The 21,553-nt window shown below is 66.3% G+C and carries 21 protein-coding genes; 18 read left to right on the forward strand and 3 right to left on the reverse strand.

The window, feature by feature from the left end; all coding sequences use genetic code 11:
- Both ALII_RS0109895 and phnN read left to right on the forward strand, forming a co-directional pair.
- Positions 1-1,140 carry an alpha-D-ribose 1-methylphosphonate 5-triphosphate diphosphatase gene (locus ALII_RS0109895; RefSeq protein WP_029660391.1) on the forward strand — a complete coding sequence of 380 codons (1,140 nt, stop codon included), beginning with the start codon at positions 1-3 and terminating at the stop codon, positions 1,138-1,140.
- Positions 1,137-1,706 (forward strand): phosphonate metabolism protein/1,5-bisphosphokinase (PRPP-forming) PhnN, encoded by a 570-nt coding sequence (gene phnN, locus ALII_RS0109900; RefSeq protein ID WP_024587164.1) that lies wholly within the window; start codon positions 1,137-1,139, stop codon positions 1,704-1,706. Before ALII_RS0109895 ends, phnN begins: the two co-directional genes overlap by 4 nt.
- Before the next feature lies 1 nt (position 1,707).
- On the opposite strand, the gene ALII_RS0109905 is transcribed toward phnN, so the two are convergent.
- The gene (locus ALII_RS0109905; protein WP_029660392.1) at positions 1,708-2,517 is read right to left on the reverse strand and encodes a hypothetical protein; all 810 of its coding nucleotides are present in this window, start codon (positions 2,515-2,517) and stop codon (positions 1,708-1,710) included.
- Between the two features lie 92 nt (positions 2,518-2,609).
- Between ALII_RS0109905 and ALII_RS0109910 the strand changes: the two genes are divergently transcribed.
- The 15 genes from ALII_RS0109910 to ALII_RS0109980 all read left to right on the forward strand — a co-directional run bounded on the left by ALII_RS0109910 (position 2,610) and on the right by ALII_RS0109980 (position 17,671).
- The gene (locus ALII_RS0109910) at positions 2,610-3,269 is read left to right on the forward strand and encodes an FCD domain-containing protein (protein ID WP_024587166.1); all 660 of its coding nucleotides are present in this window, start codon (positions 2,610-2,612) and stop codon (positions 3,267-3,269) included.
- A gap of 53 nt (positions 3,270-3,322) precedes the next feature.
- Positions 3,323-4,336, forward strand: coding sequence for an ABC transporter substrate-binding protein (locus ALII_RS0109915; RefSeq protein WP_024587167.1), 1,014 nt, complete (start codon positions 3,323-3,325; stop codon positions 4,334-4,336).
- Between the two features lie 85 nt (positions 4,337-4,421).
- Positions 4,422-5,192, forward strand: a complete 771-nt coding sequence (locus ALII_RS0109920; protein WP_024587168.1) for an ABC transporter ATP-binding protein — start codon at positions 4,422-4,424, stop codon at positions 5,190-5,192.
- On the forward strand, positions 5,182-6,036 hold the full coding sequence (locus ALII_RS0109925) for an ABC transporter permease (RefSeq protein ID WP_024587169.1): 855 nt from the start codon (positions 5,182-5,184) through the stop codon (positions 6,034-6,036). The genes ALII_RS0109920 and ALII_RS0109925 overlap by 11 nt, the downstream gene beginning before the upstream one ends.
- 10 nt (positions 6,037-6,046) lie before the next feature.
- Entirely contained in the window at positions 6,047-7,318 is a 1,272-nt protein-coding gene (locus ALII_RS0109930; protein WP_024587170.1) for an FAD-dependent oxidoreductase, read from the forward strand.
- Between the two features lie 91 nt (positions 7,319-7,409).
- A complete protein-coding gene (locus ALII_RS0109935; protein WP_024587171.1) occupies positions 7,410-8,810 on the forward strand; it encodes an aminomethyltransferase family protein in 1,401 nt (466 codons plus the stop codon).
- Positions 8,811-8,949: 139 nt separating this feature from the next.
- Complete coding sequence (locus ALII_RS0109940; protein WP_024587172.1) at positions 8,950-10,125, forward strand: ABC transporter substrate-binding protein; 1,176 nt, start codon at positions 8,950-8,952, stop codon at positions 10,123-10,125.
- Between the two features lie 28 nt (positions 10,126-10,153).
- Entirely contained in the window at positions 10,154-11,014 is an 861-nt protein-coding gene (locus ALII_RS0109945) for a branched-chain amino acid ABC transporter permease (RefSeq protein ID WP_024587173.1), read from the forward strand.
- A gap of 172 nt (positions 11,015-11,186) precedes the next feature.
- Positions 11,187-12,173, forward strand: a complete 987-nt coding sequence (locus tag ALII_RS0109950) for a branched-chain amino acid ABC transporter permease (RefSeq protein ID WP_024587174.1) — start codon at positions 11,187-11,189, stop codon at positions 12,171-12,173.
- Complete coding sequence (locus ALII_RS0109955) at positions 12,173-12,937, forward strand: ABC transporter ATP-binding protein (protein ID WP_024587175.1); 765 nt, start codon at positions 12,173-12,175, stop codon at positions 12,935-12,937. The genes ALII_RS0109950 and ALII_RS0109955 overlap by 1 nt, the downstream gene beginning before the upstream one ends.
- The gene (locus tag ALII_RS0109960) at positions 12,930-13,667 is read left to right on the forward strand and encodes an ABC transporter ATP-binding protein (RefSeq protein WP_024587176.1); all 738 of its coding nucleotides are present in this window, start codon (positions 12,930-12,932) and stop codon (positions 13,665-13,667) included. Before ALII_RS0109955 ends, ALII_RS0109960 begins: the two co-directional genes overlap by 8 nt.
- 2 nt (positions 13,668-13,669) lie before the next feature.
- Entirely contained in the window at positions 13,670-14,638 is a 969-nt protein-coding gene (locus ALII_RS0109965) for a catechol 2,3-dioxygenase (protein WP_024587177.1), read from the forward strand.
- Positions 14,635-15,360 (forward strand): PIG-L deacetylase family protein, encoded by a 726-nt coding sequence (locus ALII_RS0109970; protein ID WP_024587178.1) that lies wholly within the window; start codon positions 14,635-14,637, stop codon positions 15,358-15,360. The genes ALII_RS0109965 and ALII_RS0109970 overlap by 4 nt, the downstream gene beginning before the upstream one ends.
- Positions 15,357-16,415 carry a 4-oxalomesaconate tautomerase gene (locus ALII_RS0109975; RefSeq protein ID WP_201767716.1) on the forward strand — a complete coding sequence of 353 codons (1,059 nt, stop codon included), beginning with the start codon at positions 15,357-15,359 and terminating at the stop codon, positions 16,413-16,415. The genes ALII_RS0109970 and ALII_RS0109975 overlap by 4 nt, the downstream gene beginning before the upstream one ends.
- A gap of 41 nt (positions 16,416-16,456) precedes the next feature.
- Positions 16,457-17,671, forward strand: a complete 1,215-nt coding sequence (locus tag ALII_RS0109980) for a LysR family transcriptional regulator (RefSeq protein WP_024587180.1) — start codon at positions 16,457-16,459, stop codon at positions 17,669-17,671.
- Here ALII_RS0109980 and ALII_RS0109985 read toward each other — a convergent pair.
- Complete coding sequence (locus ALII_RS0109985) at positions 17,668-19,290, reverse strand: ABC-F family ATP-binding cassette domain-containing protein (RefSeq protein ID WP_024587181.1); 1,623 nt, start codon at positions 19,288-19,290, stop codon at positions 17,668-17,670. The genes ALII_RS0109980 and ALII_RS0109985 overlap by 4 nt on opposite strands.
- 74 nt (positions 19,291-19,364) lie before the next feature.
- Positions 19,365-20,321 carry an alpha/beta hydrolase gene (locus ALII_RS0109990; protein WP_024587182.1) on the reverse strand — a complete coding sequence of 319 codons (957 nt, stop codon included), beginning with the start codon at positions 20,319-20,321 and terminating at the stop codon, positions 19,365-19,367.
- 203 nt (positions 20,322-20,524) lie between these two features.
- Between ALII_RS0109990 and ALII_RS0109995 the strand changes: the two genes are divergently transcribed.
- Positions 20,525-21,487 carry a TAXI family TRAP transporter solute-binding subunit gene (locus ALII_RS0109995; protein WP_024587183.1) on the forward strand — a complete coding sequence of 321 codons (963 nt, stop codon included), beginning with the start codon at positions 20,525-20,527 and terminating at the stop codon, positions 21,485-21,487.
- Positions 21,488-21,553: the final 66 nt, after the last annotated feature.

Genomic DNA, 21,553 nt, shown 5'->3' on the forward strand with positions numbered 1-21,553 from the left:
ATGCCGACCGAAACCATATTCTCCAATGCCCGCATTGTCCTTGCCGACCGCATCGTCGAAGGCTCGGTGCGCATCGTCGACGGCCGCATCGCCGACATCGACACGGGCGCCAGCCGGATCGGCGAGGATTTCGGCGGCGACTATCTGCTGCCGGGCCTCGTCGAGCTCCACACCGATCATCTCGAAGGCCACTTCGCCCCGCGGCCCGGCGTGCGCTGGAACGCCGTCGCCGCCGTCCAGGCGCATGACGCGCAGATCGCGACCTCGGGCATCACCACCGTCTTCGACTGCCTGCGCATGGGCTCCGACGAGGATGGCGGCTTCGCGCCCGGCGAGATGCGGCTCCTGGCCGACGCGATCGAGACCGCGCAGGCCGACGGGCGCCTGCGCGCCGACCATTTCCTGCATCTGCGCTGCGAGGTTTCCTCGCCCGACGTGCTCGCCGCGTTCGAGGGCTTCCGCGCCGACACGCGCGTGCGCCTCGCCTCGCTGATGGACCACGCACCCGGCCAGCGCCAGTTCCAGACGATGGGTCAGTACACGCTCTACTACAAGACCAAACGCGGCCTCACCGACGACCAGTTCGAGCGTTTCGTGGCGCAGAGGCAAGAGCAGTCCGCACGCTATTCGGCGCCGCACCGCCGCGCGATCGGCGAGCATTGCCGCGCCGCCGGCGTCACGCTCGCCAGCCATGACGACGCCACGCTCGCCCATGTCGACGAGGCCGTGGAGGACGGCGTGCGGCTGGCCGAGTTCCCGACCTCCGTCGAAGCGGCCCGCGCCTCGCACGAGGCCGGCATGAGCGTCCTGATGGGCGCGCCCAACGTGGTGCGCGGCGGCTCGCATTCCGGCAACATCGCCGCGCGCGATCTCGCCGAGGCCGGTATCCTGGACGTTCTGTCGTCGGACTACGTGCCGTCGAGCCTTTTGCAGGCCGCGTTCCGTCTGGCCGAGGAGGTCGAGGCGATTTCGCTGCCACAGGCCGTCGCGCTCGTTTCAGCCACGCCCGCCCGCACCGTCGGCATGGACGATCGCGGCCAGATCGAGACCGGCCGCCGCGCCGACCTGATCCGCGTCGACAACATGGCTGGGCTGCCGGTCGTCCGCTCCGTCTGGCGCGAGGGCAGGCGCGTCGCATGACGCCCGCAGACCCGATCGGGGGCGGCTCTTTCATCGCCGTCGTCGGCCCCAGCGGCGCCGGCAAGGATTCCGTCATGCGCTTCGCGCGCGATTCGCTGGCGGATGACCTGCGCGTCCATTTCATCCGCCGCGTCATCACGCGCCCGCATGACGAGATCGGCGAGGACCATCAGCCCGCCGACGACGCAACCTTCGACGCGATGCGCGACGATGGACGCTTTGCGCTCCAATGGCAGGCGCACGGCAACAGCTATGGCATCCCCGTCGAGGCCGACGCGATGGTGGCGCAAGGCCATGTCGTGATCGCCAACCTCTCCCGCACGGTGCTCGCCGAACTTCCGCGCCGATACCGACGCCCGCTCGTCGTCGAGATCACCGCCGCCCCGGAAATCCTCGCCCGCCGCATCGCCGCGCGCGGACGCGAGAGCGAGGCGGAAATCGCGCACCGCCTCGCCCGCAAGGTCGCGGCCGCGCCCTTTCCTGGCACGATCGTCATCGACAATGGCGGCCGTCTCGAGGAGGCGGGACGCGCCTTCGCCGACCTCATTCGCCGCCAACTGGCCTGACCTATTCGTCAGGCGCCACGAACGCCCGCAGCAACTCGAACTGGCCCCGCGCCATCGCCCGCCCGTCGATGGTCCGCAGGCCGCGCGCACGGGCAGCGCCCAGAAATATCGTCTCCGCCGGCTCGGTAATGGCGTCGGCCGCGATTGCGCCGGCGGGCAGCGAAGCGACCTGTTCAGGTGAGAATGCCGTGCCCGGCGCATAGTCCATGCCGAGCGGCGTTGCGTTGATCGCCATGTCGTAGCCGCCCAGATCGTCGGGCATGCCGCTGCTCACCTCGATCCCGGTTCCCGCCAGACGGCTCACCAGCGCATCAACCTCGTCGCCCGAGCGCGACCAGATCGCGAGCTTGCGCCCACCGCGTTGTGCGAATTCGAACGCGATCGCCGTCCCCGCCGCGCCCGCGCCCGCCAGCACCGCCGCCTTGCCGAACGGCTCGAATCCCGCACCCCGCGCGCCATTCCAGAAACCCGCGCCGTCCGCCATGTCACCGAATAGGCGCCCGTCCGGGTTGCGGCGCACCGCGTTGACGCTTTCGAGCGCACGCGCGGTCGGCCCGGCTTCGTCGACCAGCTTGAGCAAGGCGCGTTTGTGCGGCAGCGTGGCGACGAAGCCGTCGCAGTTTTCCGCCTCCCGCACCATCGCCACGAAACCATCGAGCGCGGCGACGCTGACCTCGAGCGGCACCATCACGCGGTCAATGCCATGTTCGGCGAAATAGGTGTTGAACAGCAACGGTGAGCGCACCTGCGCGATCGGCGTTCCGATCATGAAGACGACCCGCGTGGCGGCCGTGACGATGCGTTGGCTCATGAATGAATTCTCCTCTCCCGACTTGACGGCGCCAGCCATAATCCATAACAGGCAAAATATTGAAGATTTTTCGACGCGTTGGAGGAGTTTGCGTGTTCGGGAGGAAAAACTCGGATTCCGATACGGTCGTTCGACTGCTCGCCGCGCAGGTGCGCCGCGACATCTCGATCGGCGTGCTCGCTCCCGACGCCAAGCTCAAGATCGACGAACTGCGCCAGCGCTATGGCGGCTCGGCCCATTCCTTCCGCGAAGCGCTGACCCAGCTCACCAGCGAAGGTCTCGTCGAGGCCAGCGCACAGCGCGGTTTTCGCGTCGCCTCCGCCACGCAGACCGATCTCGAGGACATCACCCGCCTGCGCGCCGAGATCGAGACGCTCGGACTCGGCTGGGCCATCCGGCATGGCGACCTGCGCTGGGAAGGCGAGGTGCTCGCCGCCTTCCATACCTATGCCCGCCTCTGCGCTCAGGCCGATACAGACCGTTCCGCGCTCGCCATTGAATGGGACGAGGCCGGCCGCCAGTTTCATGCGTCGCTCGTTTCCGCCTGCCGCTCGCCGCGCCTGATCGAGTTCCAGGACCGCCTCCATACACAAAGCCGCCGCTTCCGCTACGCCGCGCTCATCGAGGGCCGGATCGACCTTTCGGCCGAAACGCACGCCCTGCGCAATGTGGTCGAAGCGGCCATCGCCCGCAATGCAGACGGGGCCCGCGAGGCACTCTCGCAACACATTCTCGGCGTCCTCGGGCGCTGAAATCCGGCCGTCTCGGCCATTCGAAGAAAGCAACTGTCTCAGGGAGGAATAACATGCTTTCGATAACCCGCAGGACCTTCGGCGCACTTGCCGCCGCCACCATGCTGATGGGCGCCGGCGCCGCCAGCGCCGAGCCGGTCAAGATCGGCATCCTGTCCTTGACCTCGCATTCGCCGTCGATCATCGCCGAGGGCAAGGGCTATTACGAGGAAGCAGGCCTCGAGGTCGAGTTCGTGCCGTTCCAGGCCGCCCAGCCCATGGCCGTGGCGATTGCGTCGGGTGACGTCGATTTCGGCCTCACCGCCATGACCGCCGGCCTCGTCAGCCTCGCCGAGCGCGGTGCGGTCAAGATCATCGGCGGCGCCATGGCCGAGGCCGAGGGCGTCGAGGGCCACAAGATCCTCGTCTCCAAGGCCGCCCATGAAGCCGGCGTGACAACCCCTGCCGGCCTCGAAGGCAAGCGCTTCGGCATCACCACGGCCGGTTCGTCCTTCCACTACATGGCGCACAAGATCGCCGACGGCGAAGGCTTCGAGCGTTCGTCGATGGAGATGGTGCCGCTCAACGGCGTGCCCGCGGTCATCGCCTCGCTGCGTTCGGGCCAGATCGACGCCTGGTCGATCCAGCCGAACATCGCAGACGGCCTCATCGCCAGCGGCGACGTCTTCGAGGTCGGCCGCATCGACGACTATGTCGATACCTATCAGGTCACGACCCTGTTCACCTCGAACGAGCTCATCGCCAACAATCGCGAGCTCGTCGAGAGCTTCGTCGCCGCCTTCTCGAAGGGCGTCGCGGACTACAATGCAGCCTTCGTCGACAAGACCATGTCCGAAGACGAGAGCGGCGAGATGGTCGCGATGATCCACGAGTGGGTCTACACGGACCGTCCGCTCGAGGACGCGGACGCGGCGATCCGCGCCGGCGCGATGCGCATGAACGAGGGCGCCAAGCTGAACCTCGCCAGCATCGAGGACCAGCTCGAATGGTTCAAGTCCGAGAACCTCGTTCCGCAGGATGCTTCGATCGAAAACCTGGTCGACACGAGCTTCGTCGAGACCTTCTGACCTCCCAAGGCTGCCGGCTCCGGGCGTCCGTGCCCGGAGCCGGCTCGACCCGAGGAGGCGTTCTGCCCAACCCGAGGAGCCGATCATGGATCTTGTGATCGACAACATCACGCATCGCTACGGCCAGACCGACGTGCTCGAAAACATCAATTTCGAGCTCAAGAGCGGTGAGATCGTCTGCATCATCGGCCCGTCGGGCTGCGGCAAGTCCACGCTCCTGCGCTTCATCGGCGGGCTGGAGCGGCCGACCTCCGGCCGTGTCCTGATCGCCGGCGAGCCACCGGCCGGCTCACTCAATCCGCTGACTTACATCTTCCAGGATTTCGCGCTCCTTCCCTGGCGCACGGTCGAAGGCAATGTCAGCCTCGTGCTCGAGGATCACGGCATTCGCGGCGGCAAGGCCGAAGCCATCATCGAAGACGTGCTTCGCCGTACCAAGCTGTCGGATTTCCGCAAGGCGTTGCCGCGCCAGCTTTCGGGCGGCATGAAGCAGCGCGTGGCCATCGCCCGCGCGCTCTCGGTCAACCCGGCCGTCATGCTGATGGACGAGCCGCTTTCCGCGCTCGACAGCCAGACCCGCGAACTCCTCCTCGACGACCTCGTCGAGCTGTGGTCGCGCGAAAAATTCTCCGCCTGCTACGTCACCCACAACCTCGCCGAGGCCGTCCGGCTCGGCCACAAGATCATCGTCCTGTCGCGCCGTCCCGGCCGCATCCGACAGGTCGTCGAGATCGACATGCCGCTCGCCGAAAGGGCGGGGCGCCTCGCCGAGCTGGAAGAGACCCAGCGTCACCTGTGGAACCTGATGCGCGACGAAGCGCGCGCCGCCGACATGGAGTTGGCCGATGTCGCTTGACACCATAGACACGATCCACCCTGCCGAAGTCCCGCAGAAGAAGGTCATCGCGCCGGAAGGCGCCAAGCCCGTCCCGTTCCGCGGCGGCGGCTTCAAGACCCGCAAGTTCGGCTATGTCGGACCGCTGGTCTTCATCGTCATCATCGCGATCTGGGAGTTCGGCTCGCAGTCCGGCATCATCAGCCCGATCGCGCTGCCCGCCCCGTCGGAGGCCTTCGGCGCCATCCAGGACCTGTTCCGCACCGGCCAGATCTGGACCCATCTCCAGGCGAGCCTCTACCGCTTGTCGGTCGGCTGGTTCTTCGGCTCGATGCTGGGCGTGACGGTTGGGCTTGCGATCGGCCTCTTCTCGGTCGCCCGCGCCGGCCTCTCGCCCATCGTCTCGGCGCTCTTCCCGATTCCGAAGATCGCGCTCCTGCCGCTCTTCATCGTCTGGTTCGGCATCGGCGAAGGCTCCAAGGTCGCGACCATCCTGTTCGGCACCTTCTTCCCGACGGTCATCGCCACCTATGGCGGCGTCGACAATGTCGACCGCAATTTGATCCGCATGGGCCAGTCCTTCGGCCTGTCCTGGTTGTCGATCGTGCGCAAGATCATCATCCCCGGCGCGCTGCCGGCGATCCTGTCGGGCTTCCGCATCTCCGCCTCGATCGCGATCGTGCTGCTCGTCGCGGCCGAGATGATCGGCGCGCAATACGGCATCGGCGCCTACATCCTGATGGCCGGCGCGATCTTCGCGACCGACCAGCTCATCGCCGGCGTCGCGATGCTTTCTATCCTCGGCCTCACCATCGGCTGGCTGATCGGCAAGGCCGAGCAGTATTTTCTCAACTGGCGCACCTGACGGACCTGACATGACCAAGCGAGTGGAAGCCGATTACGACGTCGTCGTGTGCGGCGGCGGGGCGGCGGGCGTTGCCGCCGCCATCGGCGCGGCGAAGGCGGGCGCGAAGGTGTGCCTCGTCGAGAAATACGGCTTTCTGGGCGGCGCGGCGACGACCTCGCAGGTCTACGCCTATTGCGGCCTCTTCCAGCAGGGCCGCGAGCCGGTGAAAGCCGTCGGCGGTGTTGGCGAGGAAGTCGTCGACGAGTTGCGCAGGCACGGGCTCGACGGCGAAGCCTTCCGCTCGGAGACGACCGGAAATTGGATCGTCCTCCTCGACGGCGAAGTCCTCAAATTCGCGCTCGACAATCTCGTCCGCCGATACGGCATCGACGTCAGGCTCCACACGCGTGTCGCCTCGGTCGCCCGCACGGCGGACCGGCTCGAGGCCGTTACGCTCGCCGGCATGGGCGGGCGCAGCCGCGTCGTCGCCGAGGCCTTCGTCGACGCTTCGGGCGACGCCAATCTCGCCATGCTCGCCGGCATTCCGTTCCGCACCGGCGACGCCGAAGGCAAGCTGCAGGCGCTCACCATGCCGATCCGCGTCGGCGGCATCGCGCCCGATCTCGACATCGACCGCAAGGCGCTGCAGGCGACCATCGCGCGCTACAATCAGGATGGCGCGCATCCCATCCAGCGAACGGACGGCGGCATCATCATCCGCCTGCCGCTGTCGCACGACATGTGGTGGATGACCGTAGACGTCGCCCTGCCGGACCTCTCCTCCGAAAGCTTCACCAGGGCCGAGATGGAAGCGCGCGCCCGCGCCAACGACTATGTCGCAATGCTGAAGCGCGACATGCCAGGCTTCGAGCGCGCTTATCTCGTCGCCACCGGCCCCCAGATCGGCGTGCGCGAAACGCGCCATCCCGCCGCGCGCTACGAAATGACCGGCGAAGACGTGGTCTCCGGTCGCCTGCGCGAGGACGGCATCGCCCGCGCGGCCTGGCCGATCGAACTTCACGGCGAAGCGGGCAAGCCGAGCTACACGTCGATCGGCGGCAAGGGTTATTGCCACGTCCCCTACGATTCGATCCGCGCCAAGGGCCTCGACAACCTTTGGTATGGCGGCCGCGTCATCGGCGCCGACCCGCATGCCTATGGCTCGATCCGCGTCATGGGCACGGCCTTCGCCACCGGCCAGGCGGCCGGCGTCGCGGCGGCCGACCATGTCGATGGCGATCACCGCAACGATGCCCGCAGCGTCCAGGCGCGCCTCGCCGAACAGGGCGCGCTCGTCTAGCGCGTTATGCCGGCAGGCCCGTTTCGAATGTGACAGCCACACCCTTCGCAAGGGATACCTCTCCGACGTTTTGGTTAGGGAGGAAAGACCAATGGGCGCGCGCAATCTCGAAGACGTGCTGCGGCAGAGCGGCGACACGGTCGGCCTTCTGCGCAATTCGAAGATCGGCATGTATGTCTATCCGGTCGTCGCCGCCGAGTTCACCAACTGGCGCGACGAACAGCGCGCCTGGCGCGACAGCGCGGTGCTCTTCGACCAGTCGCACCACATGGCCGAGCTGATGGTGGAAGGCCCGGATGCCGGCGCCTTCCTCGAAAGCCTGTCGATCAACTCCTTCAAGGGCTTCTCCGTCGACAAGGCGAAGCACTACGTGCCGGTCGGTCCGTCCGGTCACGTCATCGGCGACGTCATCCTCTTCCACCTCGACGAGAATCAGTATCTGCTCGTCGGCCGCGCGCCGACCGTCAACTGGGTCGAGTACAATGCCTCGCTCGGCAAGCACGACGTCACGGTCACCCGCGACGACCGCTCGCCCTCGCGCCCCGATGGCAAGAAAGTCGACCGGCGCCACTACCGTTTCCAGATCCAGGGCCCGAACGCCACCGCGATCCTCGAAAAGCTGAATGGAGGGCCGATCCCCGAGATCAAGTTCTTCAACATGGACCGCATCACCATCGCCGGCCGCAAGGTGCGTGCGCTGCGCCACGGCATGGCCGGCGCGCCGGGGCTGGAAATCTGGGGGCCGTACGAAGAGAAGGACGAGATCCAGGCCGCCATCATCGAGGCCGGCAAGGGCCATGACCTCTACCAGGTCGGCAGCCGCGCCTATTCGACCAACACGCTCGAATCCGGCTGGATTCCCTCGCCCCTGCCCGCCATCTATTCCGGCGACGAGATGCGCGCCTATCGCGAATGGCTGCCCGCCAATGGCTACGAGGCGACCGGATCGATCGGCGGCTCCTACGTCTCTGACGATATCGAAGACTACTACACCACGCCATACGAGCTCGGTTACGGCTTCTACGTGAAGTTCGACCACGACTTCGTCGGTCGCGCGGCGCTGGAGAAGATGGACGCCAAGGCGCAGCGCAAGAAGGTCACCTTCGAGTGGAACGATGAGGATGTGATGAAGATCATCCATTCGAGCTTCCGCAACGGCGAGGAGAACTACAAGTGGATCGACCTGCCGCAGCCGAACTACGCCTCCTCCTCCTTCGACAGGGTTGAAAAGGACGGCAAGCTCGTCGGCCTGTCCATGTTCAACGGCTATTCCTTCAATGAGCGCGCCATGCTTTCGCTCGGCATGGTCGACCAGAGCGTGAATGTCGGCGACGTGCTGACGCTCGTCTGGGGCGAGCCCGATGGCGGCACCGGCAAGACCTCGACGGAGCGCCATAAACAGGCTGAAATCCGTGTCCGCGTCTCGCCCGTCCCCTATGCCCGCGAGGCGCGCGAAAACTACGTCGATAGCTGGCGCACGCGGGCGAGCTGATCGCGGGCACACAACGTCCTGTAGGCAAAGCTTATGCCGCCGGCCTGCCTTTCGATTGGCGGTTGCAGACCTTCCCCGATACGCCGAAACTGGGGTCCGGTGGCCGCGCCTCGCGGCCGGCCCAAGGGAGGAAAAAAGAATGAAGACGAAGATGATGTTCGCCACGATTCTGGCCGCCGGCCTGTCGTGGTCGGTGCACGCCGGAGCGCAGGAAACCGTCAAGATCGGCGTCATCCTGCCCTATTCGGGCCCGTTCGCGGACGCCGCCAACCAGTTGCAGGCCGGCATCGACCTCTACATCGCCAAGCACGGCAGCGAGGTCGCCGGAAAGACCATCGAACTGGTCAAGAAGGACACCGGCGGCCCGGCCCCGGATGTCGCCCAGCGCCTGGCACAGGAACTGGTCGTGCGTGACGGCGTCGACATCATCGCCGGCTTCGCGCTGACGCCGGAGGCCCTCGGCGCCGCCCCGATCGCGACCGAAGCGCAGAAGCTGATGGTCGTCATGAACGCGGCCACCTCGATCGTCGTCGAACAGTCGGACTACATCGTGCGCACCGGCGTGACGATCCCGCAGTTGAACACCGCGTTCGGCCAGTGGGCGTTCGAATCCGGCGTCAAGGAAGCCTATACGCTCGTCGCCGATTACGGCCCGGGCCATGATGCCGAAAAGGCCTTCGCCGCAGGCTTCACGGAAGCGGGCGGCACGATCGTCGGCGCCGACCGCACCCCGGTCGCGAATCCCGACTTTTCGGCGTTCGTCCAGCGCGTGCGTGACGCCAATCCCGAAGCCGTCTACATCTTCGTTCCGGGCGGCGCGCAGCCGGCCGCAATCGGCAAGGCTCTGTCGGACCGTGGTCTTGCTCCGCCGGACACCAAGATCTTCGCGCAGGGCGAACTCACCCACCCCGAGGCGCTCGAAAGCATGGGCGACACCGCCAAGGGCATCATCACGACCTACCACTACTCGCTCGAGCGCGACGATCCGCTGAACAACGAGTTCCGCGAGGCCTATCGTGAAGCCAATGGCGGTCGCTCGCCCGACCTGTTCTCGATCGGCGGCTATGATGGCATGCACCTGATCTACGAGGCGCTGAAGAAGACCGAAGGCGACACCTCCGGCGATGCGCTGATCGAGGCCGCGAAGGGCATGGCGTGGGACAGCCCGCGCGGGCCCATGTCGATCGATCCCGAGACGCGCGACGTCGTTCAGACGGTCTATATTCGCGAAGTGCAGGAGGTCGATGGCGAATTGCAGAACGTGATCATCCACGAAATCCCGGACGTGAAGGACCCGCTGCACGGCACGCAGTAAAGCGATCACGGACCGGGCCGGCGCGTAGATGAGCAACCTCGTCATCGTCCTCTTCGACGGGTTCGCCTTCGGGATGCTTTTGTTCGTCCTGTCGGTGGGCCTGTCGGTGACGCTGGGCATGATGAATTTCATCAACCTGGCGCACGGCGCGTTCGGCATGCTCGGCGGCTACGTCACCGTGCTCGTCATGCGCCAACTCGGCCTTCCCTTCATCGTCGCTCTCCCCGCAGCCTTTCTGGCGGCCGCGGCGTTGAGCATCGTCATCGAACGCACGCTTTTTCGCCGGCTCTACCGGGCCGGCGAACTCAACCAGGTCCTGTTCACCATCGGCATCGTCTTCGTGGCGACGGCGGTCGCGACCTATTTCTTCGGCACGGTGCAGCAGCCGATCCGCCTGCCCGCCTGGCTGCGCGGCACGGTCGAGATCGGCGGCATCCGCTTCGGCACCTATCGTCTCTTCCTCATCGCAATCGCGCTCGCCATCACCGCGCTCCTCGTCTTCGGCATCGAGCGCACGCGCCTCGGCGCACAGATCCGCGCCGCCGTCGACAACCAGCGCGTGGCGCAGGGCCTCGGCCTCAATGTCGAGCAGATCTTCGGCATCACCTTCGCGCTCGGCAGCGGCCTCGCCGGCCTCGGGGGCGCGCTGGCGATCGAGATCGTCGGCCTCGACCCGTCCTTCGCCTTCCACTACCTCGTCTACGTCCTGATCGTGGTCTCGGTCGGCGGCCTCGGCTCCATCACCGGCTCCTTCGTCGGCGCCGCATTGCTCGGCATCGGCGACGTCGCCGGCAAGTATTTCGTCCCCGAGATCGGCTCCTTCCTGATCTACCTGATCCTCGTCGCCGTCCTCTTGTGGCGGCCACTTGGCCTGTTCGGGAGGCGGTGAGGGAGATGGCATCGTCAGCGCGCTTCATATCCCCACCCCATACCCCTCCCCACAAGGGGGAGGGGGATTCTGAGACGATGACGCCCCCCTCCCACTTGTGGGGAGGGGTATGGGGTGGGGGTACTCGTAAGGCTCGACGCTGCCGGCTTCCTTCTCCCACAGGCAGCCACCCATGACGCCCCTCGCCCCTACCGCCGCCCCGCATGCCTGGCTCGCCCGCCAGAGCCGCTGGTCCTGGTTCGAAGTCGTCTTCTGGCTGGCGACGCTCCTGCCCTTCTTCCTGTTCCCCACCTACCTGACCCTGGCGAGCCAGGTCGCCATCGCCGCCCTGTTCGCGATCTCCGTCGACCTGATCCTCGGCTATGCCGGCATCGTGACGCTCGGCCATGCGCTGTTCTTCGGTCTCGGCGCCTATACGGTCGGGCTTCTCAGCGCCCGGCTCGGCTGGGGTGAGCCGATCTCCGGCCTGCTGTTGGCCGGCGCGGTCGCGGGCCTCGTCGGCTTCGTGGCGAGTTACCTGATCGTACGTGTCCAGCACCTCGCCCTGATCATGGTCACGCTCGGCCTCGGCTTCCTCGCCTACGAACTGGCAAACGCGATGACATGGTTGACCGGCGGGACGGACGGCCTGCGCGGTGTCAGCATGTGGCAGATCGTCGGCACTTTCCGATTCGATCTTTGGGGCTACACCGCCTATACCTACTCGCTGATCGTGCTCTTCCTCGGCTTCCTCGTCAGCCGCACCATCGTCAACTCCTCCTTCGGCCTCGCGCTGCGCGGCATCCGCGAGAACGTCACCCGCATGCCGGCGATCGGCTCGGATCATTCCTGGCACCTGCGCAAGATCTACACGATCTCGGCCGCGCTGGCGGGCGTCGCCGGCGGGCTGCTGACGCAGACGACCAACACGGTCGGCCTCGACGTCCTGAGCTTCCAGCGCTCGGCCGACGTGGTGGTCATGCTTATTCTCGGCGGCACCGGCCGGCTCTACGGCGCCATTCTCGGTGCGATCATCTTCCTCGTCGCCCGCGACCAGCTTGCCGGCGTCAATCCGCAATACTGGTACTTCTGGATCGGCCTCCTCTTGATGGTCGTCGTGCTCTTCATGCCGAAGGGCATTTTGGGCTTCCTGGCGAAGCTGACGGGAAGGCGCGACTGATGGCGGACCAACAGCCGATCATGCTGCGGACAAATGCGCTGCGTAAGAATTTCGGCGCATTGCAGGTCGCACGCGACGTCTCGCTGACGCTGCCGCGCGGCTGCCGCTATGCGTTGATCGGCCCCAACGGTGCCGGCAAGACGACGCTGATCAATCTCATCACCGGCCGCCTCAAGCCGGATGCGGGCACCATCGAGCTTGCCGGCGACGACGTCACGGCCACGCCCGCCGCAGCCCGGGTGCGCAAGGGCCTCGCCCGCACCTTCCAGATCAACACCCTCTTTCCCGAGCTGACGCCGATCGAGGCAGTCACGCTCGCTGTCAGCGAACGCGAGGCCGTCGCGGGCCAGTTCTGGCGCCGCCTGTCGACACAGACCGAGGCGATCGACGAGGCGTTCGAAATCCTGACGCGCCTTCGCCTCGCCGACGTCGCGACCCAGCCGACGCGCACCCTGGCCTATGGCCAGCAGCGCCTGCTGGAAATCGCGCTCGCGCTCGCCACGCGCCCCAAGGTCCTGCTCCTCGACGAGCCTGCCGCCGGCGTCCCGAAGGACGAGAGCGCGATGCTCTTTTCGGTCATCGCCGGCCTGCCGGAGGACATTTCGGTGCTCTTCATCGAGCACGACATGAATATCGTCTTCCGCTTCGCCACCCGCATCATCGTCCTGGTCAGCGGCGGCGTGCTCGTCGACAACACGACGGCGAACATCCGCACCGATGCGCGCGTGCGCGACGTCTATCTGGGGCACGGCGCCCATGGCTGAGCCGATTCTCGAATTCCGGGACGTCAGTGCCGGCTATGGGTCCGGCATCGTGCTCGACCATGTCTCCTTCGCGGTGCCGGAGGGCGGCAGCCTTGCGCTTCTCGGGCGCAACGGCGTCGGCAAGACGACGATGATCCTGACCGCAATGGGTTTCCTGCCGCTTGCCCGCGGCAGCATCCATTTCCGCGGCCAGGACGTCTCGCGCCTGCCCTCGCACAAGCGCGCCCGGCTCGGTCTCGGCTGGGTGCCGCAGGAGCGTGACATCTTCCCCTCGCTCTCCGTCGAGGAGAACCTGACCGTCGCCGCCCGCTCCGGCCGCTGGACGCTCGACGCCATCTGGGAACTCTTCCCCCGCCTCAAGGAACGGCGCGCCAACATGGGCAACCAGCTCTCCGGCGGCGAGCAGCAGATGCTCACCATCGGCCGCACACTGATGACAAACCCCGCCGTTCTCCTGCTCGACGAACCACTGGAGGGCCTCGCGCCGATCATCGTCGAGGAACTCACCGCCGCCATCCGCGCCATGGCGCAGAATGAGGGCATGGCGCTCGTCCTCGTCGAACAGCACGCCGACGTCGCGCTCGCGCTGACGGAGGACGCCCTCGTCATCGAACGCGGCACGGTCGCCCATCGCGCGAAGTCGCAGGCGCTCCTCGCCGACCGCGCGACGCTCGACCGCTATGTCGGCATGAATCTCGATGTCGACGACGCGGCATCCCGAAAGGCATGAACATGAGTGAACCCTGCTTCGACGTCGCCCATCTCGGCCATGTCGAACTCCTGACCGACAAATTCGAGGAAAGCCTCGATTTCTTCGTCAATGTCTACGGCCTGACGGAAGCCGGCCGCGAAGGCGACTCCGTCTATCTGCGCGCTTGGGACGACTACGAGTTCCATTCCCTCAAGCTGACGGCGTCGAACACCACCGGTATGGCCCACTGCGCCTACCGCACCTCGTCACAGGCCGCGCTCGAGCGACGGGTCGCCGTCATCGAGAAGATGGGCCTCGGCATCGGCTGGACCGACGGCGACCTCGGCCACGGCCGCTCCTACCGCTTCAACAGTCCCGACGGACACGTCTTCGAACTCTACTGGGACACGCACAAATACCAGGCGCCTGAAGCCGAACGTCCCGCCCTCAAGAACGTCGCGCAACGCTTCCATGGCCGCGGCGCCGCGCCGCGCCGCATCGACCATTTCAATCTTCTGGCGACCGACGTGTCGAAGATCCGCGACTTCATGGTCGAGGCGCTCGGCAGCCGCGTGACCGAGATGATCCAGCTCGACAATGGCCGCATTGGCGGCTGCTGGTTCACGGTCAACAACAAGGGCTACGACATGGCCTGCACGGAAGATCATTCCGGCACGCGCGGCCGCTTCCACCACCTGACCTATGCCGCCGACCACCGCGACGACATCTTGCGGGCCGCCGACATCTTCCTCGAAAACGGCGTCTTCATCGAGACCGGCCCGCACCGCCACGCCATCCAGGGCACCTATTTCCTCTATGTCTACGAGCCGGCCGGCAACCGCATCGAGATCGCCAATGCCGGAGCCCGGCTCGTCCTCGACCCCGACTGGCAGACGATCGTGTGGACCGAGGCCGAGCGGAAGAAGGGCCAGGCCTGGGGCCTGAAGACGATCGAATCCTTCCACACCCACGGCACGCCGCCCGTCGCCAAAGGAGGCACGAACCCATGAGCACCGCCCTCGTCATCAGCGCCCACTCGGCCGATTTCGTCTGGCGCTGCGGCGGCGCGATCGCGCTCCACGCCGAAAAGGGCATCGACGTCACCATCGTCTGCCTCTCCTATGGCGAGCGCGGCGAAAGTGCGAAACTCTGGAAGAACGCCGGTGCCACGCTCGAAGGCGTCAAGGCCGCCCGGCGCAAGGAGGCCGAAGCCGCCGCCGGCGCGCTCGGCGCAGCCGACATCCAGTTCTTCGATTGCGGCGACTATCCGCTCGAACTCGACCGCGATGCGAAATTCCGCCTCGTGGACGTCATCCGCAAGGTCCAGCCGGACTTCATGCTGTCGCACTCGATGGACGATCCCTACAACACCGACCATCCCTACGCGACGCGCGTCGCGCTCGAATGCCGGATGATCGCGCAGGCCTGGGGCCATAATCCCGGCGAGAAGGTGCTCGGCGCGCCGCAGCTTTATCTGTTCGAGCCGCACCAGACCGAGCAATGCGCCTGGAAGCCCGACACGATCCTCGACATCACGCCGGTCTGGGAAAAGAAGAAGGCCGCCATCGAGTGCATGGAAGGCCAGCAGCACCTTTGGGACTACTACACAAACGTCGCCGAAAACCGCGCCAACCAGTTCCGGCGCAACTCCGGCGGCCAGGCCGGCGGACGCGAGGCGAAATATGCCGAAGGCTTCCAGTCGATCTTCCCGCGTACCGTGGACGCGTTGTGATGACGAACGGTATTCGCGCCATGTGGATGCGCGGCGGCACGTCGAAGGGCGGCTATTTCCTCAAGGACGACCTGCCTCCTGACGCAGCCGCACGCGATGCGTTTCTCCTGCGCGTCATGGGCTCGCCCGACCCGCGCCAGATCGACGGTCTCGGCGGTGCCGACCCGCTCACCTCCAAGGTCGCAATCGTCTCGAAATCCGATCGGCCGGATGTCGATGTCGACTATCTCTTCCTGCAGGTTTTTGTCGACAAACCCATCGTCACCGACGCGCAGAACTGCGGCAACATCCTCGCCGGCATCGGCCCCTTCGCCATCGAGCGCGGCCTCGTCGCGGCCGGAGACGGCGAGACGCGGGTGCGCATCTTCATGGAAAACACCGGCCAGATCGCCGTCGCGACCGTCTGGACGCCGGATGGCCACGTCACTTATGCCGGCGACGCCCGCATCGACGGCGTCCCCGGCACGGCGGCGCCCATTCCCATCGTCTTCAAGGACACCGCCGGTTCATCCTGTGGCGCGCTCCTGCCGACCGGCAACGATGTCGACACGATCGACGGCGTTGACGTCACCTTGATCGACAACGGCATGCCCTGCGTCGTCATGGCGGCCGCCGATTTCGGCCTCACCGGCACGGAAACACCGGCCGATCTCAACGCCGATGCCGAACTGAAGGCGCGCATCGAAGCGATCCGGCTGAAGGCCGGGCCATTGATGAATCTCGACGACGTCACGGAAAAATCCGTGCCAAAGATGACGCTCGTCAGCGCCGCGCAGGCCGGCGGCGCCGTCTCCACCCGCACCTTCATCCCCCATGTCTGCCATCAGGCGATCGGCGTCCTGGGTGCCGTCAGCGTCGCCACCGCCTGCCTGCTCGAAGCCGGCCCGGCGGCGAGGATCGCGAAGCTCCAGCGCGCGCGCGACATGCTCATTTCCATCGAGCACCCAACCGGCGAATTCACCGTCACGGCGAGCCTCGACGACGACGGCAATCTGGCCGAAGCGGGCGTCCTTCGAACCGCGCGCAAGCTCTTCGACGGATTGGTCTACGACTGAGCCACTTCCCAAACGGCACGGCACCTGCCTAAATCCGCGCCATGTCGTCCTACCCAAACCTGCGCCATGTCCGGCTTTTCCAGTTCGCCGCCGAAACCAACTCGCTGACCCGCGCGGCCGAAGCCGTTCGCGTGTCGCAACCCGCCGCCTCGCAGGCCATCGCCAAGCTCGAAGGCCAGTTCGGCGGTGCGCTTTTCGAGCGGCGAGGCTCCGGCGTGTTCGTCACCGAGCGCGGCCGGCTTCTGACCGAGCGCGCCGCGCGCGCCCTGTCGCTGTTGCGCGAAGCCAACGAGCGCCTTGCGCGCCACGCCTCCATCGGCCGCGCCTTGGCGATCGACCTCCTGGAAACCCACGCAACCATCGCACATCTGCGTGCCGTCGCCGCCTTCGCCTCGACCAGCAGCTTCACCGCCGCCGCCCGCCGCCTGGAACAGGCCGAGCCCTCGGTCCAGCGCGCCGCGCGCGAGCTGGAACGCATCGGCACGGTCCCGCTCTTCGAAGGTCGGCAGAACTCGATCCGCCTGACTGCCACCGGCACCATGCTCGCACGCGCGGCCAGCCTCGTGCTGCGCGAACTCGAAAACGCATTGGAAGACGCCCGCGAACTCGACGGCCGCTTCACCGGCCGCGTCGTCATCGGCACCCTGCCCTTCGCCCGCACGCGCATCGTGCCGGAGGCGATCGTCGCATGGACCAACCGCCGCCCCGCCGCGTCCATCGAAATCGTCGATGGTTCCTACGACACGCTCGCCCATGCGCTCGCCATCGGCGAGATCGACATGCTGGTCGGCGCCCTGCGCCCGGCTTCCGAAGCAAAGGGCATCGCGCAGGAGGCGCTCTTCGACGATCCGCTGTCGGTCGTGGTCCGCGCCGGTCACCCGCTCGCCACGCGGCCCGAACTCAAATTCGAAGACCTTCGCGCCTATCCATGGATATTGCCGCGCAAGGGCACGCCCACCCGCGCGATCTTCGACGAATTGTCGGCGCGGCACGGCCTCGCGCAATGCGGCAGCGGCTTGGTCGAGACCGGCTCGCTGGTCGCGCTGCGCGGTCTCCTCGTCAATTCCGACCGGCTGACGCTGATGTCGCGCCGCCAGATCGCCTACGAGGAGAACTCCGGCCTTCTGGTGCCGCTGCAACTCGCTTTGCCAGCCACCGCGCGCCCGATCGGCATTGCCACCCGGCAGGGCTGGAAGCCGACCACTTTGCAGGCCGAACTCCTCGACGCCCTACGCGTCGCCGCAAAGTCGCTTTAGCTGCGCAAGCCGGGCGCTTCCTGCCCGGTGCTGGCGACGTATTCGGTGTAGCCACCGCCATAGGTGCGGATGCCATCCTCGGTCAGTTCCAGAACCCGGTTCGACAGCGCCGCGAGGAAATGCCGATCGTGGCTGACGAACAGCATCGTGCCTTCGTACTGCTGGAGCGCGGCGATCAGCATCTCCTTGGTCGCGATGTCGAGATGGTTGGTCGGCTCGTCGAGAACGAGGAAATTCGGCGGATCGAAGAGCATCTTCGCCATCACCAGCCGCGCCTTCTCGCCGCCCGAAAGCACGCGGCACTTCTTCTCGATCTCGTCGCCGGAAAAACCGAAACAGCCGGCAAGCGCGCGCAGCGGCGCCTGCCCCGCCTGCGGGAACGAATCCTCCAGCGATTGCAGCACGGTGCGCTCGCCGTCGAGCACTTCCATCGCGTGCTGCGCGAAATAGCCCATCTTCACGCTCGGTCCGCGCGCCACCGAACCATTGTCCGGATCGGCCGTGCCGGTGACGAGCTTCAGGAGCGTGGACTTTCCCGCCCCGTTTATGCCCATCACGCACCAGCGCTCACGCCGGCGCACCTGGAAGTCGAGCCCGTCATAGATTGTCCGGCTGCCATAGCTCTTGGAAACGTTCTTCAGCGTCGCGACGTCCTCGCCCGAGCGCGGCGCCGGCTGGAATTCGAAGCGCACCGTCTGGCGGCGCTTCGGCGGCTCGACCTTGTCGATCTTGTCGAGCTTCTTGACCCGGCTCTGCACCTGCGCGGCATGGCTGGCGCGCGCCTTGAAGCGCTCGATGAAGGCGATCTCCTTCGCCAGCATCGCCTGCTGCCGCTCGAACTGCGCCTGCTGCTGCAAGTCTGTCAGCGCGCGCTGCTCCTGGTAGAACGCGTAGTCGCCGGAATAGGAAGTCAGCGAGCCGGCATCGATCTCGACGATCTTGTTGACGATGCGGTTCATGAACTCGCGGTCGTGCGACGTCATCAACAGCGCGCCGTCGAAGCCCTGCAGGAAGGCTTCGAGCCAGATCAGGCTTTCGAGGTCGAGATGGTTGCTCGGTTCGTCGAGCAGCATCACGTCGGGCCGCATGAGAAGAATTTTCGCGAGCGCGACGCGCATCTTCCAGCCGCCCGAAAGCTTGCCGACGTCGCCGTCCATCATCTCCGACGAAAAGCCGAGCCCACCCAGCACTTCGCGCGCGCGCCCATCGAGCGCGTAACCATCCAACTCGTCGAACCTTCCCTGCACCTCGCCATAGCGGGTGATGATCTCATCCATCTCGTCGGCCCGGTCGGGGTCGCCCATCGCGGCTTCGAGTTCGGCCATCTCGGCGGCGAGCGCGCTCACCGGTCCGACGCCGTCGATCACCTCCGCCACCGCGCTCTTGCCGGCCATGTCGCCGACATCCTGACTGAAATAGCCGATCGTGACGCCGCGATCGATCGCGACCTGGCCTTCATCGGCCTGTTCCTCTCCGGTGATCATGCGAAAGAGCGTCGTCTTGCCCGCCCCGTTCGGGCCGACGAGGCCGATCTTCTCACCCTTCTGCAGCGCAGCCGACGCCTCGATGAAGACGATCTGCTTGCCGTTCTGCTTGCTGATATTTTCGAGACGTATCATTCCGGGGGCAACCTCGCGCGCGTGCAAGCGCGGCTGATACGCGATGTGCGCGCCACGCGAAAGGGCGGGCGGCACTATGGCGCAGCGGCGAATGCTTCGAGTTGCTCCCGCATCACATCGACGAAGGCCAGCGGCTGATCGACCATCACATGATGCGCGGCATTCGCGATCACGGTCTTCGGCCCCGACGTCGCCGCGCACAGCGCGTCGAGATGTGCCAGATCGTCAGAATTGTAGAGCACCGAATTGGCGCCGAGCACCAATGCCAGCGGCACCCGCGAACCGGCGAACATCGCGTCGAAATCATGCTTGCGATGGCCACGGCGCCAGTGGCGCGGATCGAAGCGCCACGTCCAGCCGCCCTCGACCTGTTTGAGCCCATGCCGGGCGATGTGATCGGCGATGAAGAGATTTTCGCAAGCCTGCTCGGGCGCGAAGCGAAAGCGCGCCAGAGCTTCGGCAAGGCGGGGATAGACCCGGTGGATGCGATAGGCATCTGGATCGGCGGGCTTGCGCGCCGCCCGCGTCGCCTCGGAAAAAAGCGGCGGGTCGACGATGATCATGCCTGCAAAGTGTTCCGGCATCCGGTCGTCCAGGCGCAGCGCCGGCAGGGAGCCGAAGGAATGCGCGACGATGAAGGGCTTTTCCGCAGGCTCGAACACGCCCGCATCCTCGGCCGCGGCCATCGCCTCGTCGACATGCTGGTCGATGGAATAGTCGTCGCGCCAGTCCGACCGGCCCATTCCGGACCAGGAAGGCGCAGCGACGCGGAAGCGGTCGGCAAAGAACGGCGCGACGAAATCCCACCAGTCGGCATGCGCGCCATTGCCATGAAGGAAGACGAGCCCGCGACGGCCCCGCACGCCCCAGACCAAGTTCTCGATCGCCGCCCCGTCGACCGTGACGACGCGACGTTCGGGCGCCTGCGCCAGCGCGTCGACGAACCATTCCGGCGCGGGCGGTGCCTCGCCGCAGAACGGAGCGAGCAGCGGGGCGCGGGGGCGACGGGTAGTCGGGGCGGCATCAGTCATCGCTGTCTTTCCTTCCAGCCGAAGCCGGTTTTGGCAAGGGCGAGACTTGCGCGCGCGGGTTGTAAAATGCCCTGCTCTGGCAGCCGATAGGCGAGATCGGCGCCCTTGCGGCTTGACTTGTCGCACCGGGGGGTTATCGAACAGGTCTCGTCACTTGAGATAACACTTCGACAAGAACAGACACTTTCCAGGGAGGAATGCCCATGCTCAATCGTCCGTCCAAGACCCTCGCACGCCTCGTCGGTGCTTCGCTCGTCATCGGCGTTGCCATGACCGGCGCCAAGGCGCAGGAATTCATCAACGTCCTCACCGGCGGCACGTCCGGCGTCTATTATCCGCTCGGCGTCGCGCTGTCCGAGATCTATGGCGAGGGCATCGAAGGCTCGCGCACGCAGGTCCAGGCGACCAAGGCGTCGGTCGAGAACCTGAACCTCCTGCAGCAGGGCCGCGGCGAGATCGGCTTCTCGCTGGGCGACTCGCTCGTCATGGGCTGGGAAGGCGACGAGGAAGCCGGCTTCCGCGAGCCGCTGACCAAGCTGCGCCGCATCGCCGCGATCTATCCCAACTACATCCAGCTCGTCGCGACCGCCGATAGCGGCATCACCACGCTCGAGGATCTGCGCGGCAAGACGCTCTCGGTCGGCGCCCCGGCATCCGGCACCGAGCTCAACACCCGCGCCATTCTCGAAGCCGCCGACATGACCTACGAGGATCTCGGCCAGGTCCAGTACCTGCCCTTCGCCGAATCGGTCGAGCTGATGAAGAATCGCCAGCTCAACGCCACGCTGCAGTCCGCCGGCCTCGGCGTCGCCTCGATCCAGGATCTTGCGACGACCAACCCGACGACGGTGGTGGAAATCCCGGCAGAGCTGGTCGAGTCGATCGGCGCTCCCTATGCGCCCGGCATCATCCCGGCGGGCACCTATAACGGCCAGGAAGAAGACGTGCAGACGGCGACCGTCATCAACTACCTCGTGACCCACGAGGACGTCTCCGAAGAGACCGCCTACCAGATGACGAAGCTTCTCTACGAAAACCTCGACCGCATGGTCTCCTCGCACTCGGCCGCATCGGCCATCGCGCTGGAAAACGCGGTCGACGAGAATCCGGTGCCGCTGCACCCGGGCGCCGAGCGTTATTACCGCGAGCAGGGCCTGATCCAGTAAGGATCGCGCTCTCGCGATAACAACCGGACTTGATACATCCGTTGGCGGGCACCGGCCCGCCGGCGG

Origin of the sequence: Aliihoeflea sp. 2WW (assembly GCF_000497755.1) — a bacterium.
GTDB lineage: Bacteria > Pseudomonadota > Alphaproteobacteria > Rhizobiales > Rhizobiaceae > Aliihoeflea.